We start from the raw sequence: 17,709 nt of genomic DNA on the forward strand, positions 1-17,709 counted from the left end.
TGCACCGTTCTAATGATCGTCTTTTCCTCTGCCCGGAGCCCGAGATGGCGCCCAAGGACCTGCTGCTCGCCTTAGTCGTGATCGTCGTCTGGGGGCTGAACTTCGTCGTCATCAAGGTCGGCCTGCACGACATGCCGCCGATGCTCCTGGGGGCGCTGCGCTTCACGCTCGCCGCGATCCCGGCCGTGTTCTTCATCCGGCGGCCGGCGGTCCCGCTGCGCTGGATGCTGGCCTATGGGCTGACGATCTCGTTCGGCCAGTTCGCCTTCCTGTTCTCGGCGATGAACCAGGGCATGCCGGCGGGCCTGGCGTCGCTGGTGCTGCAGTCGCAGGCCTTCTTCACGCTGTTCTTCGCGGCGATGTTCCTCGGCGAACGCATCCGGGCGGCCAATCTGCTGGGCCTGGTGATGGCGGCGGCCGGCCTGTTTCTGATCGGTTCCCAGGGCGAACGGGGGACGACCCTGACCGGCTTCCTGCTGACCATCGGCGCGGCGTCGATGTGGGCGATGGGCAACATCGTCACGCGCAAGGTGGGCAAGGTGAACCTGGTGGGGCTGGTGGTCTGGGGCAGCCTGATCCCGCCGCTGCCGTTCCTGGCGATGTCCTGGTTCCTCGAGGGGCCGGAGCTGATCGCGACCTCGTTGCGCCAGTTCGGCTGGAACTCATTCCTGGTGCTCGCGTACCTCGCCTTCGGGGCCACCATTCTCGGCTACGGCCTCTGGAGCCGCCTGCTGTCGCGCTATCCGGCGGGGCAGGTGGCGCCGTTCTCGCTGCTGGTGCCGGTGATCGGCCTGAGCTCGTCGGCGCTGCTGCTGGGTGAAGCGCTCGGCCCGTTGCAGATGGCCGGGGCGCTGCTGGTCATGCTGGGCCTGCTGGTCAACGTGTTCGGTGGCTGGCTGTTCGGCAGGCTCCGCCTCGCCTGAGGCGAAGCCTGCGCTTCCTCAGACCTTGAAGCGGCCGATCAGCAGGTTCAGCTCGTTGCCGAGTCGCGCCAGCTCGACGGTGGACGCGGCGGTCTCCTCGGCGGCAGCGGCGGACTGATCGGCCACGTCGCGCACGTTGAGCACGCTGCGGTTGACCTCTTCGGCCACCGAACTCTGCTCTTCGGCCGCCGTGGCGATCTGCATGTTCATGGCCTGGATCATCGAGACGGTCTGGGTGATCGCCTCCAGTTCCTCGCCGACCTTGCGCGCCAGATCGACGGTTTCCAACGCCAGTGCGCTGCTGCTCTGCATCATGCTCGACGCGTCCTGCGACCCTTTTTGCAGGCTGCCGATCAAGGTCTCGATCTGGGCGGTGGATTGCTGGGTGCGCTGGGCCAGGCCACGCACCTCGTCGGCCACCACCGCAAACCCACGGCCGGCTTCGCCGGCACGCGCCGCTTCGATCGCCGCGTTGAGCGCCAGCAGATTGGTCTGCTCGGCGATGCCGTTTATGACGGTGAGCACGGTGCTGATGTTGGCGCTTTCCTGGTTCAGGCGCCCCATGGCTTCGGCCGAGAGGCTTACCTCGCTGGTGAGTTTGTCGATCTGGGTAAGGGCGCGCTTGACCGCGGTGTTGCCCTGAACGGCTTGGCGATCGGCACGTTGCGCCGCTTCGGAGGCTTCACCGGCGTTCTGTGCCACTTCGTGCACCGTGGCGGCCATTTCGTTCATGGCGGTGGCAACCTGATCGGTTTCCATGCGTTGATTGTTGACACCAGCACTGGTCTGTTCGGTGACGGCCGAAAGCTCCTCGGCCGCGGCGGCGAGCTGGGTGGTAATACCGCCGATCTGAGCCAGCAGGTCGCGCAGATTGTTGCGGGTGCGGCTCATGGCATCGAGCAGCAGGCCGAATTCGTCGCCGCGCTTCTCGGTGGGCTGGCCGGTCATGTCGCCGGCGCCGATACCTTCGGCGATCTTCACCGCCTGACTCAGGGGCTGGGTGATCTGGCGCACCATCCATGCGCTCAGCACCACGCCGGCGAGCAGGGCGAGGAGGGTCGCGCCGAGCATGCGCAGCTTGCTGGAAGCCGCGTCTTCGGCGCGCTTGGCGTTTTGAGCAGCGCCGATGCCGACGGCAGCGGTGTAGAAATTTTCGAAGTTGTTACCCATTTCGGCGTGTGCCTTGCGTTCGGTGTCGACGATCGGCGGCAATTTTTCAACCAGGCCGATGTATTCCTCAGCGGCGGCTTTGATCATCTGCAGGCTCTGCGCCTGGGAGCCCACTAGCTCCTGGGCCAGTACGTCGATGACATCGCGCAGGGTCTGGAACTGCTGTTGCAGGAGCAGCAGCGACTTGTCCGACTCGTCCAGCAAGTAACCGCGAACGGCGAAGCGCAGCTGGCGGTTCTGCCTGGACAGGTTGGCAACCTGTAGAGCGAGTGACGCCGTCTCACGGTCCTGGTGGACGACAGGGTTATCGATGGCCCCGCTCCAGCGCGCCTCCAGTGCAGCGATGAGCTTGTCGGCGGTATCGCCCGAGGCGACCCAATTGCGACGCGTCGCGACCTTGAGTTCTTTAGCCGCGACCAGCGCCTTGAAGCTCTTCTGGTAGTTCAGCGTTTCGGCTGCCATGGAGTCCAGAAGGCGAAGGTCCTTCGGATCGGTGAATTTGCGCTTTTCCTGGTTGATCATCGCGATGACTTCCGCAACCAGTGCATCGAGCCGTTCCACCTGTTTCGGGTCGCTGGTGGCCTCGAAGGTCATCTGTGCATGGCGGATGTCGTTGGCCTTGTCCAGCATCAGCGAGGCGGTCTGGGCCTTGTCGCTGCGTGAAATCAGCATGTCCAGACCTTGTATGCCGATAGCCGCTGTCGCGAGGGTGAGCAGCAGCACGGCGGCAAAGCCCAGGCCCAGCTTGTAGCTTACCTTGAGGTTTTTCATAGGCGTGTCTCGTTGGCGGGCGGGTGCCCTTTTTGGAATTGTTCTTCGTTATCGGCGCGCACCCCGGCCTGCTGCAGCCTTGCCGTCAGCTGTAGAGATAAAACTGTGACCGTTTAGTCATTTTTACTCTTGCAAGTCCGGAGCGCTTCGGATGGAGGATGACGCAGGAGCCTAGCGACGCAGCCGCTCGGCGGTGATTTCCGGCAGTTCCTGGCGGCGCATGTAGAGCATCAGCGGTTCGCCGACGCCGAGGCGGTCGTGGATGTTCTGGTCGAGCAGCAGCTGGATGAGTTCGCGCTTGAGCGTCATCAGACCGTTGCCCTGGGGCTGCCAGACGAATTCACAGGTGGGAGCGATGCTGTCTTCGGCGACGTCCAGGCCGAAGGCGTCTTCGCTGAAGCGGACGATGTGGGTTCCGGTCTTGCCGTTGAACCCGACGAAGCCCTTGAGCTGGTCGGCGGCGGCGCAGATGTCGGCGGATGTGGTGGCCATGGTAAACCTCGCGGATAACGGATCGATGGTTTACACGCACGGCAAAGGAGGCGCTCCCTTCTGGGTGGGAGTCGCTGCCGCGGCCCCGGGGCTACCCGAGGCTCGCAGCGGACGGGCTCAGCCCGCCAGACCCACGTAGACGTTCTGCACGTCGTCGTGGGCGTCGAGCGCCTCGAGGAAGGCTTCGACCTCTTCGAGTTCGGGGCCCGACAGGCTCACCGGGTTCTTCGGGCGGTAGCCGAGCTGGGCGGCGGTCACGGTGAAACCCTGGGCGGGCAGGGCGCGGCAGACCGCGTCCATGTCCGTCGGATCGCTGAGGAACAGCGTGGCGCCATTCTCAGCCGGTTCGAAATCCTGGGCGCCGGCCTCGATGGCCGCCAGTTCCGGATCGGCATCGGCCTCGGCCGGGGAGGCCTCGATCATGCCCAGGTAGTCGAAGTCCCAGGCGACCGAGCCGGACGCGCCGAGCTGGCCCTTGCGGAACAGCACGCGAATCTCGGCGACGGTCCGGTTGATGTTGTCGGTCAGGCATTCGACGATCAGCGGCACCTGGTGGGGCGCGAAGCCTTCGTAGGTGGTGCGCTCGAACTGCACGGTGTCGCCGAGCAGCCCGGCGCCTTTCTTGATGGCGCGCTCCAGCGTCTCGCGCGGCATCGAGGCCTTCTTGGCCTGCTCGACGACCAGTCGCAGGCGCGGGTTCATGTCCGGGTCCGGGCCGCTGCGGGCGGCGATCATGATTTCCTTCGACAGCTTGCCGAAGATGCGGCCCTTGGCGTTGGCCGCCGCTTCCTTATGTTTGGCTTTCCACTGTGCGCCCATGGCTGATCTCTTTTCGTGAAAGGGGGCCGGCTCCGGTGAGGTCACGGGGCCGGCGTGGAGCGCGATTCTAGTCGCTCCGGCGAGGAAGGGCATCCACCCGGCTGCGTCCATTCGGCGCGTGGGCCGCCGGACGGCCGCGATCAGTAGCCGCGCTGGCGGTCGACCAGGTAGCTCAGCGGCTCGCCACGGACCAGCGCCTGCAGGTTGGCGGCCACCGCTTCGGCGGCGCTGCGCATGTCGGTCAGCGCCGCGACATGGGGCAGCAGGGTGATCTGCGGGTGCTGCCAGAACGGGTGTCCGGCCGGCAATGGTTCCTCGGCGAAGGCATCGAGCACGGCGTGGCCGAGCTGGCCGTCGTCCAGGGCCTGCAGCAGGTCCTGCTCGATCAGGTGCGCGCCGCGCGCGAGATTGACCAGGCTGGCGCCTCGCCGCATCGCGGCGAACAGCTGCCGGTTCAGCAGGCCTCGGGTCGCCGGCGTCAGGGGCAGCAGGTTGATGAGGATGTCGCACTGCGGCAGCAGCTCCTGCAGCGCCTGGTCCGTGCTGCAGGTGTCGATACCCGGCTCGGCCGCGGCGGTGCGCTGGCTCCAGCCGGTCACCCGGTAACCGAGCGCGGCGAGCTGGCGCGCGGCGCGGCGGCCCAGCTGTCCCATGCCCAGCACCCCGATCCGGACGTCGCAGGCCCGGCGCTGTTCGAGCTGGCGCCATAGTCCTTCGCGCTGCTGGCGCTGGTAGGCGAAGAAGCCGCGATGCAGCGAGAGGCTGGCCCAGACGGCGGTTTCGGCCATCGCCGCGCTCATGTACGGATCGACCATACGCGCCACCGGCACGCCGGCGGGCAGGCTGTCGTCCGCCATCAGCCGATCCACCCCGGCCCACAGCGACTGGATCAGGCGCAGCCCGGGCAGCCCCCGCAGCGAGCCGGGCGGCGGGTTGGCCACCACCGCGACCTCTATCCGCTCGGCCGCTTCGTCCCGGTCCAGGTGCCAGTGGGCATCCGGGATCTGCGCCTGCAGCACCCGCAGCCACTGGTCGCGTTCGCACGCATCGAAACTGCCGCAAAGAAGAATGTGCATATCACTGCCTTCGCCTGGGGATTGCCCAAGAGCCTAAAGGCTTTGCCTGGCGACGGCCACGCCCGTCTCGCCGTCGGAACTGTTGCGCCGGGGGCGGCCTCTGAATAACGACAACGAGGCGCCCACGCGTCATTCGACCCTACCTGGAGGACATCGCATGGAACTACCCAACAAAGACCTGGGCACGCTGTTCGAACAACTCGGGCTGGCTTCCGACGAGGCCAGCATCGACGCCTTCATCGCCCAGCATTACCCGCTGCCCGATGACGTGAAGGTGTCCGAGGCGCCGTTCTGGAACGACGCCCAGCGCACTTTCCTCAAGGACGAACTGCTCGAGGATGCCGAGTGGGCGCCCATCGTCGACGAGCTCAACGTGCGCCTGCACGAAAACATGCGCTGAGCGTCGCGCCTGGCGCCTGCCCTTGCCTGCAGGGGGCCGGGCGCTATGCGAACGGCCCCGGGGCGGCCTGGCAGCGAGCTGCCCCGCACCCGGCGATACGGCCATGGCGAGTGCCGTTCCACAGCGGCCCGGCAGGCGCGATAATCCGTCTCTTTCCCTCCCTTCATCCCCCGGCAGGTTCGTTCATGGCTACCACCACCGCACATCCCCTGGATCTCGACGCACGCTACGCCAGCGCGCGGGCCATCGCCCAGGAGGCCGCTCGCAGGGGCATGGCCTATTACGCGCGACGCGAGGAGCTGATCGTCGAGCACAAGGAGGGCAACCTGCAGGACGTGGTGAGTGCCGCCGACCAGGAAATCGAGCTGTTCATCCGCGCCGAACTCGCCAGGCGCTTTCCCGAGGACGGGCTCCTCGGCGAGGAGGGCGGCGGCGCCGACCTGGGCGCGCGCTGCGTCTGGGTGATCGATCCCATCGACGGCACGGCCTGTTTCCTCAACGGCCTGCACAACTGGTGCGTGTCGATCGGACTCCTGGTCGATGGCGAGCCGGTGATCGGCGCCATCGCCGATCCCAATCACGACGAGCTGTTCCATGCCTGCCGGGGCCGTGGCGCCTTCGTCAACGAGACGCCGCTCAAGGTCAGCGAGGCCACCCATGTCGGCCAGGGCGTCATGGGGACCGGGACGTTTCACAGCAAGGGCAAGGGCAACTTCATTCCCTTCCTGGAAAAGCTGCTGGCCGAGGGCGGGATGTTCTTTCGCAACGGCTCCGGCGCCCTGATGACCGCCTATGTCGCCGCCGGCCGCCTGATCGGCTACCACGAGACCCACCTCAAGAGCTGGGATTGCCTGGCCGGGGTGGTGATGGTCGAGGAGGCCGGCGGGCGCATCAACGACTTCTTTCGTAACGACGGGTTACTGCACGGCAACCCCTACCTGGCTGCCGCGCCGGGCGTGTACGAACAGCTGGCGCGAATGATCGGCCCGTCGCTGGACGGCGATTGAGGCATCCGTCGGAGAGACCTTGCATCGGAGCGGGCAGGGGCGCAGCCTGAATATCCGTCGTGGCGGAGCTTGCCCGACCGTTGCGATGGCTTACCGCGATCACGCGGATACAGGCCGTTCCATCCGGTCGTGCTGGGGCAAGCAGCGATGTTCTTCGCACCGGAGGAGGCTCTGCATAGCGAGGGTCAGCTCATGAACACGATGCAATGTACTTACCGCGAACACACCATCACCGCCGACGTCTTCGAGCACGCCGGCAGCCCGATGCCCTGGGCAGGGGGCTGTCGAATCAGCGCGCCGGACGGTCGTACCAGTCGACGCATGTCGTTACCGGTCGAGCACGCGTTTCTGGCGGAGCTGGAACAGGCCCAGCGGGCGTCCATCGCCCATGGGAAATGGCTGGTGGATCAGAGCCTGGACCACGGTCGGGCCCTGTTCGCCCACGCCGCCTGAAGGCGGCCGGCAAGACGAAAAAGGGGCTGCCTGGGCAGCCCCTTTTTTTCAGGGTGCGACTTTTGCTGGCGGTCTCAGCCCAGCAGGAAGCCGATGAGGGTCAGCGCCCAGATGATCGCTCCGAGCAGGATCCAGAGCACGTTCGCCCAGGTGAACTGGGCGTTGCCCTGGCCGAGCGAGTCGCCGCTGGCCCGGTTGGCCATCTTCTGGAAGGTGACGAGCGGCATCGCGCAGGCCAGCGAGACCAGAATGGTCACCAGGTTGAGCACCCCCGGCGCCTCGCCGCCAACAATGAAGTTGAGCGCGGTCGACGCGATCACCAGCACGACATAAACCGTCGCGCTGCCGATGTAGTCCCACCGGCCGAGCCCCTCGGCTTCCAGCCGCCGGGAGATCGCGCGGCCCAGCGCATGCATGAAGAAGATCTGGAAGAACGATCGGGCGATCGGCCAGACCTTTTCGCCGGTGGTGGCCCGGTACGCCTGCCAGTGCTTGTACAGGCAGTACCAGGCATAGAGACCGAAGGTCGCGAGGTACAGGACCATCAGCTTGCGTATCGAGGTCACGAAGAAGGCGCTGTCGGTGGTCGGTTCCACCAGCTCGGCGGCAGGTGCCTGGTAGATATTTTCCATGTCCGTCCCTGGTTGCGAAGTCATTGGCGGGCGCGACTATCCTCCAGTTCGCCGGGCAGGGAAAGAGGCTGCGTTCGCCAGCTGTGAGCCGTCTCTCGACCGCCCTAGAGGTTGCGCCAGATCAGCTGCACTCCGGCGACGAACATGCCCAGGCGGGCGATGCGATAGAACCAGGTGTGGTTGATCCGCGATTGCAGCCAGAGGCCGGTCCAGACGCCGAACGGCACGATGGGCGCGAGCATCAGGCTCATCAGGAGATTCTCCCGGCTGAACTGGCCGAGCGCGGTGTAGGGGATCAGCTTCATCGCGTTGGTCAGCAGGAAGAACATGTTGATGGTGGCGACATAGCGCAGCTTTTCCAGCTGCTGCGGCAGCAGGTGCATCATCACCGGCGGTCCGCCGGCGTGGGCGACGAAGCTGGTGAAGCCGGCCAGGGTCGACAGGGCGGTGCCGCGACCGCGCTGCAGCGGACGTGGCGTCTGGCTGGTGTTGATCAGGCCGAGCAGCACGAACGACACGGCGATGATGCCCATCAGCAGGCCGATCAGGTGCTCGTCGAGCAGCTCGAAGGTAAGCGAACCGATGAGGATGCCGATCAGCGCGCCGGGCAGCATCACCTTGAGGTTGGCCAGGTCCCATTTGCCGAAATAGGCCTTCAGGCCCACCACGTCGGCCAGGCAGAGGATCGGCAGCATGATCGCCACCGCCTGCTTGGGCGAGGTGGCCAGCGCCAGCAAGGGCACGGCGATGCCGCCCAGGGCGCCGCCGAAACCACCCTTGGACAGGCCGGTGAGAAAGACCGCGGGCAGGGCGAACAGCAGGAAGTCGGAAAGGCTCATGGCGCACGCGGCTGGGGGAAAGCGCGCAGCCTAGCAAACGGGCCGGGGGCAGGGGGAGCACCCGGCGAACCGGGGCCGTATGGCCCCGGTCGCCAGGGGGGTCAGTCGGCGGCGCGCGCGAGCTCTTCCGGCACGGTACCGCCATTTTCCGCCAGCTTGCGCATGACGGCGCGGTGCAGCCAGATGTTCATCTGCGCCGAATCGGCCATCTTCTCGGGCGGGCAGCCGAGTTCGGTGGCGAGTGACTTGCGCGTCTCCAGGTCGCTGTCCAGGCCCAGCAGCTTGAGCAGATCGACGATGGAGTTGCGCCAGTCGAGCTTTTCCCAGTGCTGCTGCGCCAGGTTGTCCAGGTGCGTGGTCACATCCACCGGCGTGGTGTTCAACGGTGCGGTGTTCAGCGGCGCGGTGGCCCCTGCGGCGGCGCTCTGGCTGCTGGCGTCCGCATCCAGGTACTGCCCGGGCCCCGTGGTCGCGTTCTGCGCGGCGGTGGGACGCTCGGAGTCGATCACCGGATCGGTCGCGGGGTTGTCACGCGCCTGCGGGTTCTGCGGCTCGGCCTTCTTGTGCGCCTCGTTGCTGACACCCAGTTTTTCCTTGATCTTGTCGAACAGGCCCATAAGTCACCTCGTTTTCGGTTGTGTGGACTCCGCGTTGGACCATTCGGGCGCGCCCGTGACTCGGTCCGTAGGTCGGATGCCACGGCGCTGCGCTACCCGGGCCGGGCCTGGGTCGAGGCTGCCGGTCGCCGCGTTCAGGGGCGGGCGCCGACGGGGGCGCCGGCGCCGAGGCGCTGCAGGCTCTGCTGGTAGCCGCCGGCGTCCAGCGGCATGAAGCCGGTGAAGTGGATCCAGCTGCGCAGGTGGGTCAGGTAGTGGGTGAGGAACTCGCGCAGCCGGGGATTGCCGGTGAGGCTGCGTTCGTTGACGTAGAGGTAGAGGGGCCGCGTCAGCGGCTGATAGTCGCCGCTGCCGACCGTGGCGAGGGTCGGGTAGACCGGCCCCTTGCCGGCGTCCACGGCGACCAGCTTGAGCTCGTCCCAGTGCCGGTGATAGGCGCCGATGCCGAAGAAGCCCAGGGCATTGGGCGAATCGGCGATGCCCCGGGCCAGCGCTTCCTCGTCTTCGCTGGCATGGTAGTCGTGCCGGCTGCGGTGGGCCTGGCCGACGATGGCCTCGGTGAACACGTCGTAGGTGCCGGAGTTCTGGCCGCGGCCGAAGAGTTCCACGGGCTCGTCGGGCCAGTGCTCGCGGATCGCCTTCCAGGTGGTGATCTTCTCTTCGGCCTCGGGCGCCCAGAGCGTCTTCAACTCCTCGACGGTGATGTCGTCGGCCCAGCGGTTGGCCGGGTTGACCACGATGGCGATGGAGTCGATCGCCACCGGCAGCTGGCGGAAGTGGATGTCGTGCTTCGCACACTCGGCCTGCTCGTGCGCGTTCATGTCCCGCGAGGCATTGGCGACATCGATCTCGCCGCGGCAGAAGGCGCGAAACCCGGCGCCGGAACCGGAAAACTCGACCTGGATGCTGCTGCCGGGCTGCGCGCGCTGGAAACGCCGCGCCGCCTCGAAGGTCACCGGGAACAGCGTGCTGGAGCCGTCGATGCGAATGGGGCGCTGCTCGTCGCCCGTGGCCACGGCGCCGCCGGCGCCCAGCAGGGCGACCGTCAGTGCGAGGGTCGGGGTCTTGATCGTCCGGGTGATGCCCATCATGGGTCCTCGTCAGGCCTTCGGCTTGAGCCATTCCTGCTTGAGCGTGTTCCAGAACAGCTGAAGGCTGCTGAACTTGGTATCCACCGCGTCGATGTAGCGGTCGAGCTGGTCGATCTGCTGGTGCTGGGCCTGCTCGTCCGCCTCGAGGTCGGCGAGCTTGGCCTGCAGGTCGTCCACCGACGCGCGCAGTTCGCGGATGCGGGCGCGTGTTTCGAGGTGGTGCCGGCTTTTCATCGCGGGGCTCCTTTCTCAGACTTGGCTGACCACGATCAGGCCCAGGGGCAGCGCGAAGAACAGGCCACCGATGTAGCCCGCGACGTACAGCTTGCTGCGCTGGGCCAGGCTGGCGAGGCCGTTGGCGATCATCGGCGGCACGCCGCGCAGGAAGGGCAGCCCGTAGATCAGCAGGATGCCCAGCAGATTGAACAGCAGGTGCACCAGCGCGATCTGCATCGCCAGCTCCGCGGTGGGGCCGGAAATGGCCGTGGCCGCCAGCAGCGCGGTCACGCAGGTGCCGATATTGGTGCCCAGGGTGAAGGGGTAGACCTGCTTGAGGGTGAAGACCCCGGTCCCGGCCAGCGGCACGATCAGCGCGGTGGTGGTCGAGGAGGACTGCACCAGCACGGTGATCAGGGCGCCCGAGCCGATGCCCGAGAGCGGGCCGCGGCCGACGCTGGCATGCAGGATTTCCTTGGCGCGGCCGACCATGACCCGGCGCAGCACCTTGCCGATGGTCGACACCACGAACAGGATGAGGCCGATGCCGATCAGGATCAGCGCGACGCCGGTCCAGGTCGGGCTGGGCAGCCAGGAGACGCTGGCGTTGAGCAGCGAGGTGGCCGGCTCGAGCAGTACCTTCATGAAGTTGACGCTCTTCATGTCGACGCTGGCGTCGTGCACCAGGAGCCCGGCGATCGCCTCGGACATCCGTTGCAGCGGATGGAACAGCAACTCCAGCGGCAACAGCAGGGTCACCGCGGTGAGGTTGAAGGCGTCGTGCACCGTGGCGGCGGAAAAGGCCCGGCGGAATTCGTCGCCGTGGCGGATATGCCCGAGGCTGACGATGGTGCTGGTCAGGGAGGTGCCGATGTTGGCACCCATGATCAGGGGAATGGCGATGGCGATCGGCAGACCGCCGGCGACCATGCCGACGACGATCGAGGTGACGGTGCTGGAACTCTGGATCAGGGCCGTCGCCGCGAGGCCGATCATCAACCCCACGAACGGGTTGGTGGCGAAGGCGAAGAGCTCCTTGGCGTTGTCGCCGGTGGCGGCCTTGAAGCCGTCGCCGATCGCGCCCACCGCGGCCAGCAGCAGGTAGATCAGCCCGGCGACGATCAGCCAGGACAGCCACGGACGCGCCGCCGGTTGCTCGTGTTGTGCAGGTAGCGCCTGGGTCTGGGTGCTCATCGTCGCCTCCGCCGCTCGTGCCGGTGGCTTCAGGCTGCGGCGCGAAGATGACGTTGTAGTGACCGCAGCGCCGGCTCACGCCCGTTCCGACGGACGGGCGCCTGTCCGGCGGCAATGCGCCGGTTCGTGCCGGTGCAAAAAGACGTGGAGGCCGCATCGGGATTAATCGAGAATGGCCCGCGGCCGCGCTCGGCCATCGTTGAGCCTGTCCCCGGGGCGTCCGGGGACCTATCCAGGGGCAAGGAATAAACATGCATAAGCGTTGTGCGGCGGGCCTGCTGGCCTGCCTGGTCGGTTTCTCGGCGATGGCCGAGGCCCAGGCGCCCAGAGCGGCGGAGCAGGACAAGCAGGCGTTCATCGAGGACCTGCTCGGCCAGATGACCCTGGAGGAGAAGCTCGGCCAGCTCAACCTCGTCAGCATCGGCGACGACTACCCCCGCGAGACGGCCATGGCGCAGATTCGCGCGGGGCAGGTCGGTGGCATGTTCAACACGGTCACCAAGCCCGATATCCGCCGCATGCAGGACCAGGTCGCGCACAGCCGCCTGAAGATTCCGCTGTTCTATGCCTACGACGTGGTCCACGGCCATCGCACCATCTTCCCCATCAGCCTCGGGCTCGCCGCCAGCTGGGACCTCGAGGCCGTGGCGCTGAGCGGCCGGGTGTCGGCGATCGAAGCCGCCGCCGACGGGCTCAACATGACCTTCTCGCCGATGGTGGACATCACCCGTGACCCGCGCTGGGGCCGGGTGTCCGAAGGCTTCGGTGAAGACACCTACCTCACCTCGAAGATGTCCGAGGTGATGGTGCGGGCCTACCAGGGCGAGGACCCGTCCGCGCCGGACCGCATCATGGCCAGCGTCAAGCACTTCGCCCTGTATGGCGCGGCCGAAGGCGGGCGCGACTACAACACCGTCGACATGAGCCCGCAGCGCATGTACCAGGACTACCTGCCGCCCTACAAGGCGGCGGTGGATGCCGGGGCCGGCGGGGTGATGGTCGCGCTCAACGCCGTCAACGGCGAACCGGCGACCGCCAGCCGCTGGCTGTTGCGCGACCTGCTGCGCCAGCAGTGGGGCTTTGGCGGCGTGACGTTGAGCGACCACGGGGCGATCAAGAGCCTGATCGAGCATGGCGTGGCGGCCAACGAGCCGCAGACGGCGAAGCTGGCGCTGGAGGCCGGCATCGACATGAACATGCACGACCGCATGTTCGGGCTGCACCTGCCGGGCCTGCTCGCCAGGGGCGAAGTCCGCCAGGCGGACATCGACCAGGCCGTGCGCCACGTGCTCGGCGCGAAATGGGACATGGGCCTGTTCGCCGACGCCTACCGTCACCTGGGCCCGGCCTCCAGCGATCCGGTCGATACCAACGCCGAGGAGCGCCTGCACCGCGCCGAGTCGCGTGCGGTGGCGCGTACCGCGATGGTCCTGCTCAAGAACGAGGCGCAGACGCTGCCGCTGGCCCGCCAGGGCACCCTGGCGCTGGTCGGGCCGCTGGCCGACAGCAAGCTGGACATGATCGGCAGCTGGTCGGCGGCCGGGCGCGCGGAGCAGGCGGTCACCCTGCTCGAAGGGCTGCGCAACGCGGTTGGCGAGCAGGCGCGCATCCTCCATGCCCGCGGTGCCAACATCAGCGATGATCCACGGGTGCTGGGCTTCGTCAACGACGCCGAGATCGAGAGTCCGGTCGACCCGAGACCCGCCGCGCAAATGATCGAAGAAGCGGTGCAGGCCGCGCGCCAGGCCGATGTGATCATCGCGGCGGTCGGCGAGGCGCGCGGCATGGCCCACGAGTCCGCCAGCCGCAGCGACCTGAACATTCCGGAAAACCAGAGGGCGCTGCTGCGGGCGCTCAAGGCGACCGGCAAGCCGCTGGTGCTGGTGCTGATGAACGGCCGCCCGCTGACCCTGACCTGGGAGCACGAGAACGCCGACGCGATTCTGGAAACCTGGTTCAGCGGCACCGAGGGCGGCAACGCCATCGCCGACGTGCTGTTCGGCGACTACAACCCCTCCGGCAAGCTGCCGATGACCTTCCCGCGCTCGGTCGGGCAGGTCCCGCTCTACTACAGCGAGCTGAATACCGGTCGGCCGGCCAAGCCCGACGAGACCGGCTCGGGCAAGTACACTTCGCGCTATTTCGATATCGAGAACGGGCCGCTGTACCCCTTCGGCTATGGCCTGAGCTACACCGAGTTCAGCCTTTCGCCGATCCGCCTGTCCGGTACCCGGCTTGGCCGCGACGGCACGCTGACCGCCAGCGTGACCCTCGAAAACACCGGCACACGCGAGGGTGCCACGGTGGTGCAGCTCTACCTTCAGGACATCGCCGCCTCGATCAGCCGGCCGAAGAAGGAACTCAAGGGGTTCCAGAAGGTGACGCTGGAACCCGGTGAATCGCAGCAGGTGAGCTTCACCCTCAGCGAAGCCGATCTGCGGTTCTTCAACACGTCGCTGCAGTGGGCGTCCGAACCCGGCGACTTCAATCTCTACATCGGCCTGGACTCGCAGGACGTCCAGCAGCAGCGCTTCACGCTCCACTAGAGCCTTCATCGCGGATCGCCCGTCGGCGGTTGCGGTCAGTTGTAGCGGGTCCTGCGCTGGCTGGGCCCGGCTACCGCCACCCGCATGGAGTACCGCTGTGCCGATCCCCGTTTCCCGCCCTGCCGCCTGCCTGCTGGCCACAGGCCTGCTGATCGGATCAGCCGGCGTCCACGCCGACGATGCCGACGCGCTCGTCAGCCTGATCAACGACTACCGCAGCTCCGCGCAGACCTGCAATGGCGCCTCGGTCGAGGCGGCCGGCCCGCTGGCGCCCGACGAGCGCCTGGCCGGTTTGCAGGTGAGTTCCGGCGCGCAGACCCAGGCCGCGCTGCAGCGTGCCGGATACCGCGCCGCCAGCCTGCAGGCGATCGCGGTGTCCGGCCCGACCAGCGCCGAGGCGGCGATGATGGCGATCGGCGCGCGCTACTGCGGCGCCTTGACCGACGCGCGCTTCGCCGAGGTGGGCGTGTCGCGCCATGGCGACACCTGGCAGGTGGTGTTGGCGCGCCCGCAGCTCTCCGCCGACCTGGGCGACTGGCAGGCCGCCGGCCGCGAGCTGCTGGCGCAGGTCAACCAGGCCAGGGCCACCTCGCGTCGTTGCGGTAACCGGGTGTTCGACGCCGTGCCGGCGCTCGCCTGGAACGGCGTGCTGGCCGCGACCGCGCGGGTCCACAGCGAGGACATGGCGGCGCAGAACTATTTCAGCCATCAGGGCCTCGATGGCGGCAACGTCGGCACCCGCGCCAGCGGGCAAGGCTATCGCTGGGGACGCATCGGCGAAAACATCGCCGCCGGGCAGGGCAGCGTGAAGCAGGCGATGGCCGGCTGGCTGGCGAGCCCGGGGCACTGCGCCAACATCATGAATCCGGATTTCACCGAGCTGGGCGCGGCCTTCGCGACCGATCCGCGCAGCGACGCGGGGATCTACTGGACCCAGGTGTTCGGCAGGCCGCGCTGACGCCGTGGCTCAGGCGGCGTCGCTGCTGCGCGCCGGCGGGTTGCCGCCGGCGGCCAGGTATTGCTGCAGGCGCCGGCGGTCCTCTTCGGCGAAGGCCAGGCCCAGCTTGGTCCGCCGCCAGAGGATGTCGTCCACCTCCAGCGCCCATTCCTCGGCGCGCAGGTAGTCCACTTCGCGGGCATGGAGCCCCTGGCCCAGGTGTTCGCCCAGCGCCTCGACCGTGCGTGCGCCGCCGAGCATGGTCCAGCTGCGGCTGCCGTAGGTGGTGGCCCAGCGCTGCGCCAGCTGCGGGTCGAGCCCTTCGACCTGGGCGAGCAGCGCCTCGGCCAGTTGCTGCGCCGTGGTCATCCCTTCGCCACCGGGCAGCGGGGCGGCTGCCGTCCAGCTGTCGCCCAGCTGCGGAAAGAATGGCCTGAGCTGTGCCATCGCCGATTCGGCGAGCTTGCGGTAGGTGGTGAGCTTGCCGCCGAACACCGACAGCAATGGCGCCTGGTCGGCCTCGGCGGAGAGCGCCAGGGTGTAGTCGCGGGTGACGGCCGAGGGGTTGTCGGACTCGTCGTCGCACAGCGGACGGACCCCGGAGAAGGTATGCAGGATATCCGCCGGGCTGAGCTGCCGGCGAAAGTGCGCGTTGGCCACGCCGAGCACGTAGGCGATTTCCTCGTCGGTGATCTTCACCTGCGCCGGGTCGCCCTGGTATTCGCGGTCGGTGGTGCCGATCAGGGTGTAGCGATCCAGATACGGGATGGCGAAGACGATGCGGCGATCTTCGTTCTGCATGATGAACGCCTGGTCGCCCTCGTGGAGCCGGGGCACGATCACGTGGCTGCCCTGGATCAGGCGGATGCCGTAGGGCGGGCGTTGCTGCAGCCTCTCGCCGATGAAGCGGGCCACCCAGGGCCCGGCGGCGTTGACCAGGGCCCTGGCGCGGATCGAGTGGCGTTGCCCATCGGGCCCACGCAGATCCACTTCCCAGACACCCCCGACGCGGCGCGCGCCCAGGCACTCGGTGCGGGTGTGCAGTCGTGCGCCATGCTCGCGCGCGCTCATGGCGTTGAGCACCACCAGCCGGGCATCGTCGACCCAGCAGTCGGAGTACTCGAACCCACGGGTGATCGTCGGCTTGAGCGGGCTCCGGTCATCGAAACGCAGCCCTCGCGAGCCGGGGAGCTGCTTGCGCTTGCCGAGGTTGTCGTAGAGGAACAGTCCGGCGCGGATCATCCAGGCCGGGCGCAGGTGAGGGCGGTGCGGCAGCACGAAGCGCAGCGGCTTGACGATGTGCGGTGCCTTGGCGAGCAGCACCTCGCGCTCGGCCAGCGCCTCGCGCACCAGGCGGAACTCGTAGTGTTCCAGGTAGCGCAGGCCACCGTGGATCAGCTTGCTGCTGGCCGACGAGGTATGGCTGGCGAAGTCGTCGCGTTCGCAGAGAAAGACCGACAGCCCGCGCCCGGCCGCATCGGCGGCGATGCCCACGCCGTTGATGCCACCGCCGATGATCGCGAGATCGACGCATTCGGGAGCGGGGCGGGATGTGTCGGTCATGCGAGTCTCCTCGATTGCGAACCTTGATTTTCGAATACGAACATCATGGTGCAACTTCAATCTGCTACACGGCGCAAAAATGTTCGTTTGTCAGAAAAAAGAAAATAACCGAACAGGAACGGTAGCTGATCGAGGGGCCTTGTCAACGGCGGGGCGAGGGGCGGCGCGTTCGGACACGCGCCGGGCGGTCAGCCGGAAATCGCGAGGTCGACCTCGTGGCGGGCGAGCAGCTGGACGAAGGCTTCGGGCGGGCGGGCTTCGGTGAACAGGCAGTCGATCTGCTCCAGGGAGCCGAGCCGGGTCATGGCGCTGCGGCCGAACTTGCTGGAGTCGGCGGCCAGGAAGATACGCCGCGCGTTGGCGATGATGGCCTGGGAGACGCGCACTTCCTGGTAATCGAAGTCGAGCAGGGTGCCGTCCTCGTCGATGCCGCTGATGCCGATCAGGGCGAAATCCACCTTGAACTGGCCCATGAAGTCGGCGGTCGCCTGGCCGACCACGCCGCCGTCGCTGCGCACCGTGCCTCCGGCGATGAGCACGTCGAAGTCCTGCTTGGTGCTGAGGATGTTGGCCACGTGCAGGTTGTTGGTGATGACCTTCAGGCCCCGGTGGTTGAGCAGGGCATGGGCGATGGCTTCGGTGGTGGTGCCGATGTTGATGAACAGCGAGGCCTGGTCCGGGACCCGGGCGGCGACCGCCTCGGCGATCCGGCGCTTCTCGTCGCGCATCTGGCGGGCGCGCATGGTGTAGGCGGTGTTCTGCACGCTGGAGTCGTGGGCCGCCCCGCCGTGGTAGCGGCGCAGCAACCCGGCTTCGCCCAGCTGGTTGATGTCCCGGCGGATGGTCTGGGGCGTCACGGCGAAGTGCTGGGCGAGCTCGTCGATGCTGACATAGCCGCGCTCGCGCACCAGTTCCAGAATCTTCTGCTGTCGGGGGGCCAGGCTCATGAGGCTTCCTTGTTAT

18 protein-coding genes are annotated in these 17,709 nt (G+C 67.4%); 6 read left to right on the forward strand and 12 right to left on the reverse strand.

Annotated elements, in window-relative coordinates:
• Window positions 1-44: 44 nt before the first annotated feature.
• On the forward strand, window positions 45-923 hold the full coding sequence (locus DN824_RS12680) for an EamA family transporter (protein WP_138408769.1): 879 nt from the start codon (window positions 45-47) through the stop codon (window positions 921-923).
• 18 nt (window positions 924-941) lie between these two features.
• On the opposite strand, the gene DN824_RS12685 is transcribed toward DN824_RS12680, so the two are convergent.
• From DN824_RS12685 to DN824_RS12700, 4 genes are all read right to left on the reverse strand, one after another.
• The gene (locus tag DN824_RS12685; protein ID WP_138408770.1) at window positions 942-2,864 is read right to left on the reverse strand and encodes a methyl-accepting chemotaxis protein; all 1,923 of its coding nucleotides are present in this window, start codon (window positions 2,862-2,864) and stop codon (window positions 942-944) included.
• A gap of 171 nt (window positions 2,865-3,035) precedes the next feature.
• Window positions 3,036-3,356: a DUF2025 family protein gene (locus DN824_RS12690; RefSeq protein ID WP_138408771.1), complete on the reverse strand. Its 321-nt coding sequence runs from the start codon at window positions 3,354-3,356 to the stop codon at window positions 3,036-3,038.
• A 117-nt stretch (window positions 3,357-3,473) separates the two neighbouring features.
• On the reverse strand, window positions 3,474-4,175 hold the full coding sequence (locus DN824_RS12695; protein WP_138408772.1) for a YebC/PmpR family DNA-binding transcriptional regulator: 702 nt from the start codon (window positions 4,173-4,175) through the stop codon (window positions 3,474-3,476).
• A gap of 140 nt (window positions 4,176-4,315) precedes the next feature.
• Entirely contained in the window at window positions 4,316-5,251 is a 936-nt protein-coding gene (locus DN824_RS12700; protein WP_138408773.1) for a 2-hydroxyacid dehydrogenase, read from the reverse strand.
• Window positions 5,252-5,408: 157 nt separating this feature from the next.
• On the opposite strand from DN824_RS12700, the gene DN824_RS12705 reads away from it, so the two are divergent.
• The 3 genes from DN824_RS12705 (at window position 5,409) to DN824_RS12715 (ending at window position 7,111) form a co-directional block, all read left to right on the forward strand.
• Window positions 5,409-5,651 (forward strand): DUF2789 domain-containing protein, encoded by a 243-nt coding sequence (locus DN824_RS12705; protein ID WP_138408774.1) that lies wholly within the window; start codon window positions 5,409-5,411, stop codon window positions 5,649-5,651.
• Between the two features lie 185 nt (window positions 5,652-5,836).
• A complete protein-coding gene (locus DN824_RS12710) occupies window positions 5,837-6,658 on the forward strand; it encodes an inositol monophosphatase family protein (protein ID WP_138408775.1) in 822 nt (273 codons plus the stop codon).
• Window positions 6,659-6,850: 192 nt separating this feature from the next.
• Window positions 6,851-7,111 (forward strand): hypothetical protein, encoded by a 261-nt coding sequence (locus DN824_RS12715; RefSeq protein WP_138408776.1) that lies wholly within the window; start codon window positions 6,851-6,853, stop codon window positions 7,109-7,111.
• Between the two features lie 74 nt (window positions 7,112-7,185).
• Here the strand turns inward: DN824_RS12715 and DN824_RS12720 are convergent, their stop codons facing one another.
• The 6 genes from DN824_RS12720 to DN824_RS12745 all read right to left on the reverse strand — a co-directional run bounded on the left by DN824_RS12720 (window position 7,186) and on the right by DN824_RS12745 (window position 11,700).
• A complete protein-coding gene (locus DN824_RS12720) occupies window positions 7,186-7,743 on the reverse strand; it encodes an MFS transporter permease (RefSeq protein ID WP_138408777.1) in 558 nt (185 codons plus the stop codon).
• A gap of 104 nt (window positions 7,744-7,847) precedes the next feature.
• Window positions 7,848-8,582, reverse strand: a complete 735-nt coding sequence (locus DN824_RS12725; RefSeq protein ID WP_138408778.1) for a sulfite exporter TauE/SafE family protein — start codon at window positions 8,580-8,582, stop codon at window positions 7,848-7,850.
• Window positions 8,583-8,683: 101 nt separating this feature from the next.
• Complete coding sequence (locus DN824_RS12730; RefSeq protein ID WP_138408779.1) at window positions 8,684-9,199, reverse strand: DUF3597 domain-containing protein; 516 nt, start codon at window positions 9,197-9,199, stop codon at window positions 8,684-8,686.
• Window positions 9,200-9,333: 134 nt separating this feature from the next.
• Entirely contained in the window at window positions 9,334-10,290 is a 957-nt protein-coding gene (locus tag DN824_RS12735) for a PstS family phosphate ABC transporter substrate-binding protein (protein WP_241666698.1), read from the reverse strand.
• Window positions 10,291-10,299: 9 nt separating this feature from the next.
• Window positions 10,300-10,524: a hypothetical protein gene (locus DN824_RS12740; protein ID WP_138408780.1), complete on the reverse strand. Its 225-nt coding sequence runs from the start codon at window positions 10,522-10,524 to the stop codon at window positions 10,300-10,302.
• A 15-nt stretch (window positions 10,525-10,539) separates the two neighbouring features.
• Window positions 10,540-11,700, reverse strand: coding sequence for a Na/Pi symporter (locus tag DN824_RS12745; protein ID WP_138408781.1), 1,161 nt, complete (start codon window positions 11,698-11,700; stop codon window positions 10,540-10,542).
• Window positions 11,701-11,951: 251 nt separating this feature from the next.
• Between DN824_RS12745 and bglX the strand changes: the two genes are divergently transcribed.
• Entirely contained in the window at window positions 11,952-14,246 is a 2,295-nt protein-coding gene (gene bglX, locus DN824_RS12750; protein ID WP_138408782.1) for a beta-glucosidase BglX, read from the forward strand.
• A 97-nt stretch (window positions 14,247-14,343) separates the two neighbouring features.
• Window positions 14,344-15,204: a CAP domain-containing protein gene (locus DN824_RS12755; protein WP_174236509.1), complete on the forward strand. Its 861-nt coding sequence runs from the start codon at window positions 14,344-14,346 to the stop codon at window positions 15,202-15,204.
• Between the two features lie 9 nt (window positions 15,205-15,213).
• Here the strand turns inward: DN824_RS12755 and glpD are convergent, their stop codons facing one another.
• Window positions 15,214-16,746 carry a glycerol-3-phosphate dehydrogenase gene (gene glpD / locus DN824_RS12760; protein ID WP_138408783.1) on the reverse strand — a complete coding sequence of 511 codons (1,533 nt, stop codon included), beginning with the start codon at window positions 16,744-16,746 and terminating at the stop codon, window positions 15,214-15,216.
• 188 nt (window positions 16,747-16,934) lie between these two features.
• The gene (locus DN824_RS12765; RefSeq protein WP_138408784.1) at window positions 16,935-17,693 is read right to left on the reverse strand and encodes a DeoR/GlpR family DNA-binding transcription regulator; all 759 of its coding nucleotides are present in this window, start codon (window positions 17,691-17,693) and stop codon (window positions 16,935-16,937) included.
• Window positions 17,694-17,709 lie beyond the last annotated feature (16 nt).

The organism is Stutzerimonas nosocomialis (assembly GCF_005876855.1).
Lineage (GTDB): Bacteria > Pseudomonadota > Gammaproteobacteria > Pseudomonadales > Pseudomonadaceae > Stutzerimonas > Stutzerimonas nosocomialis.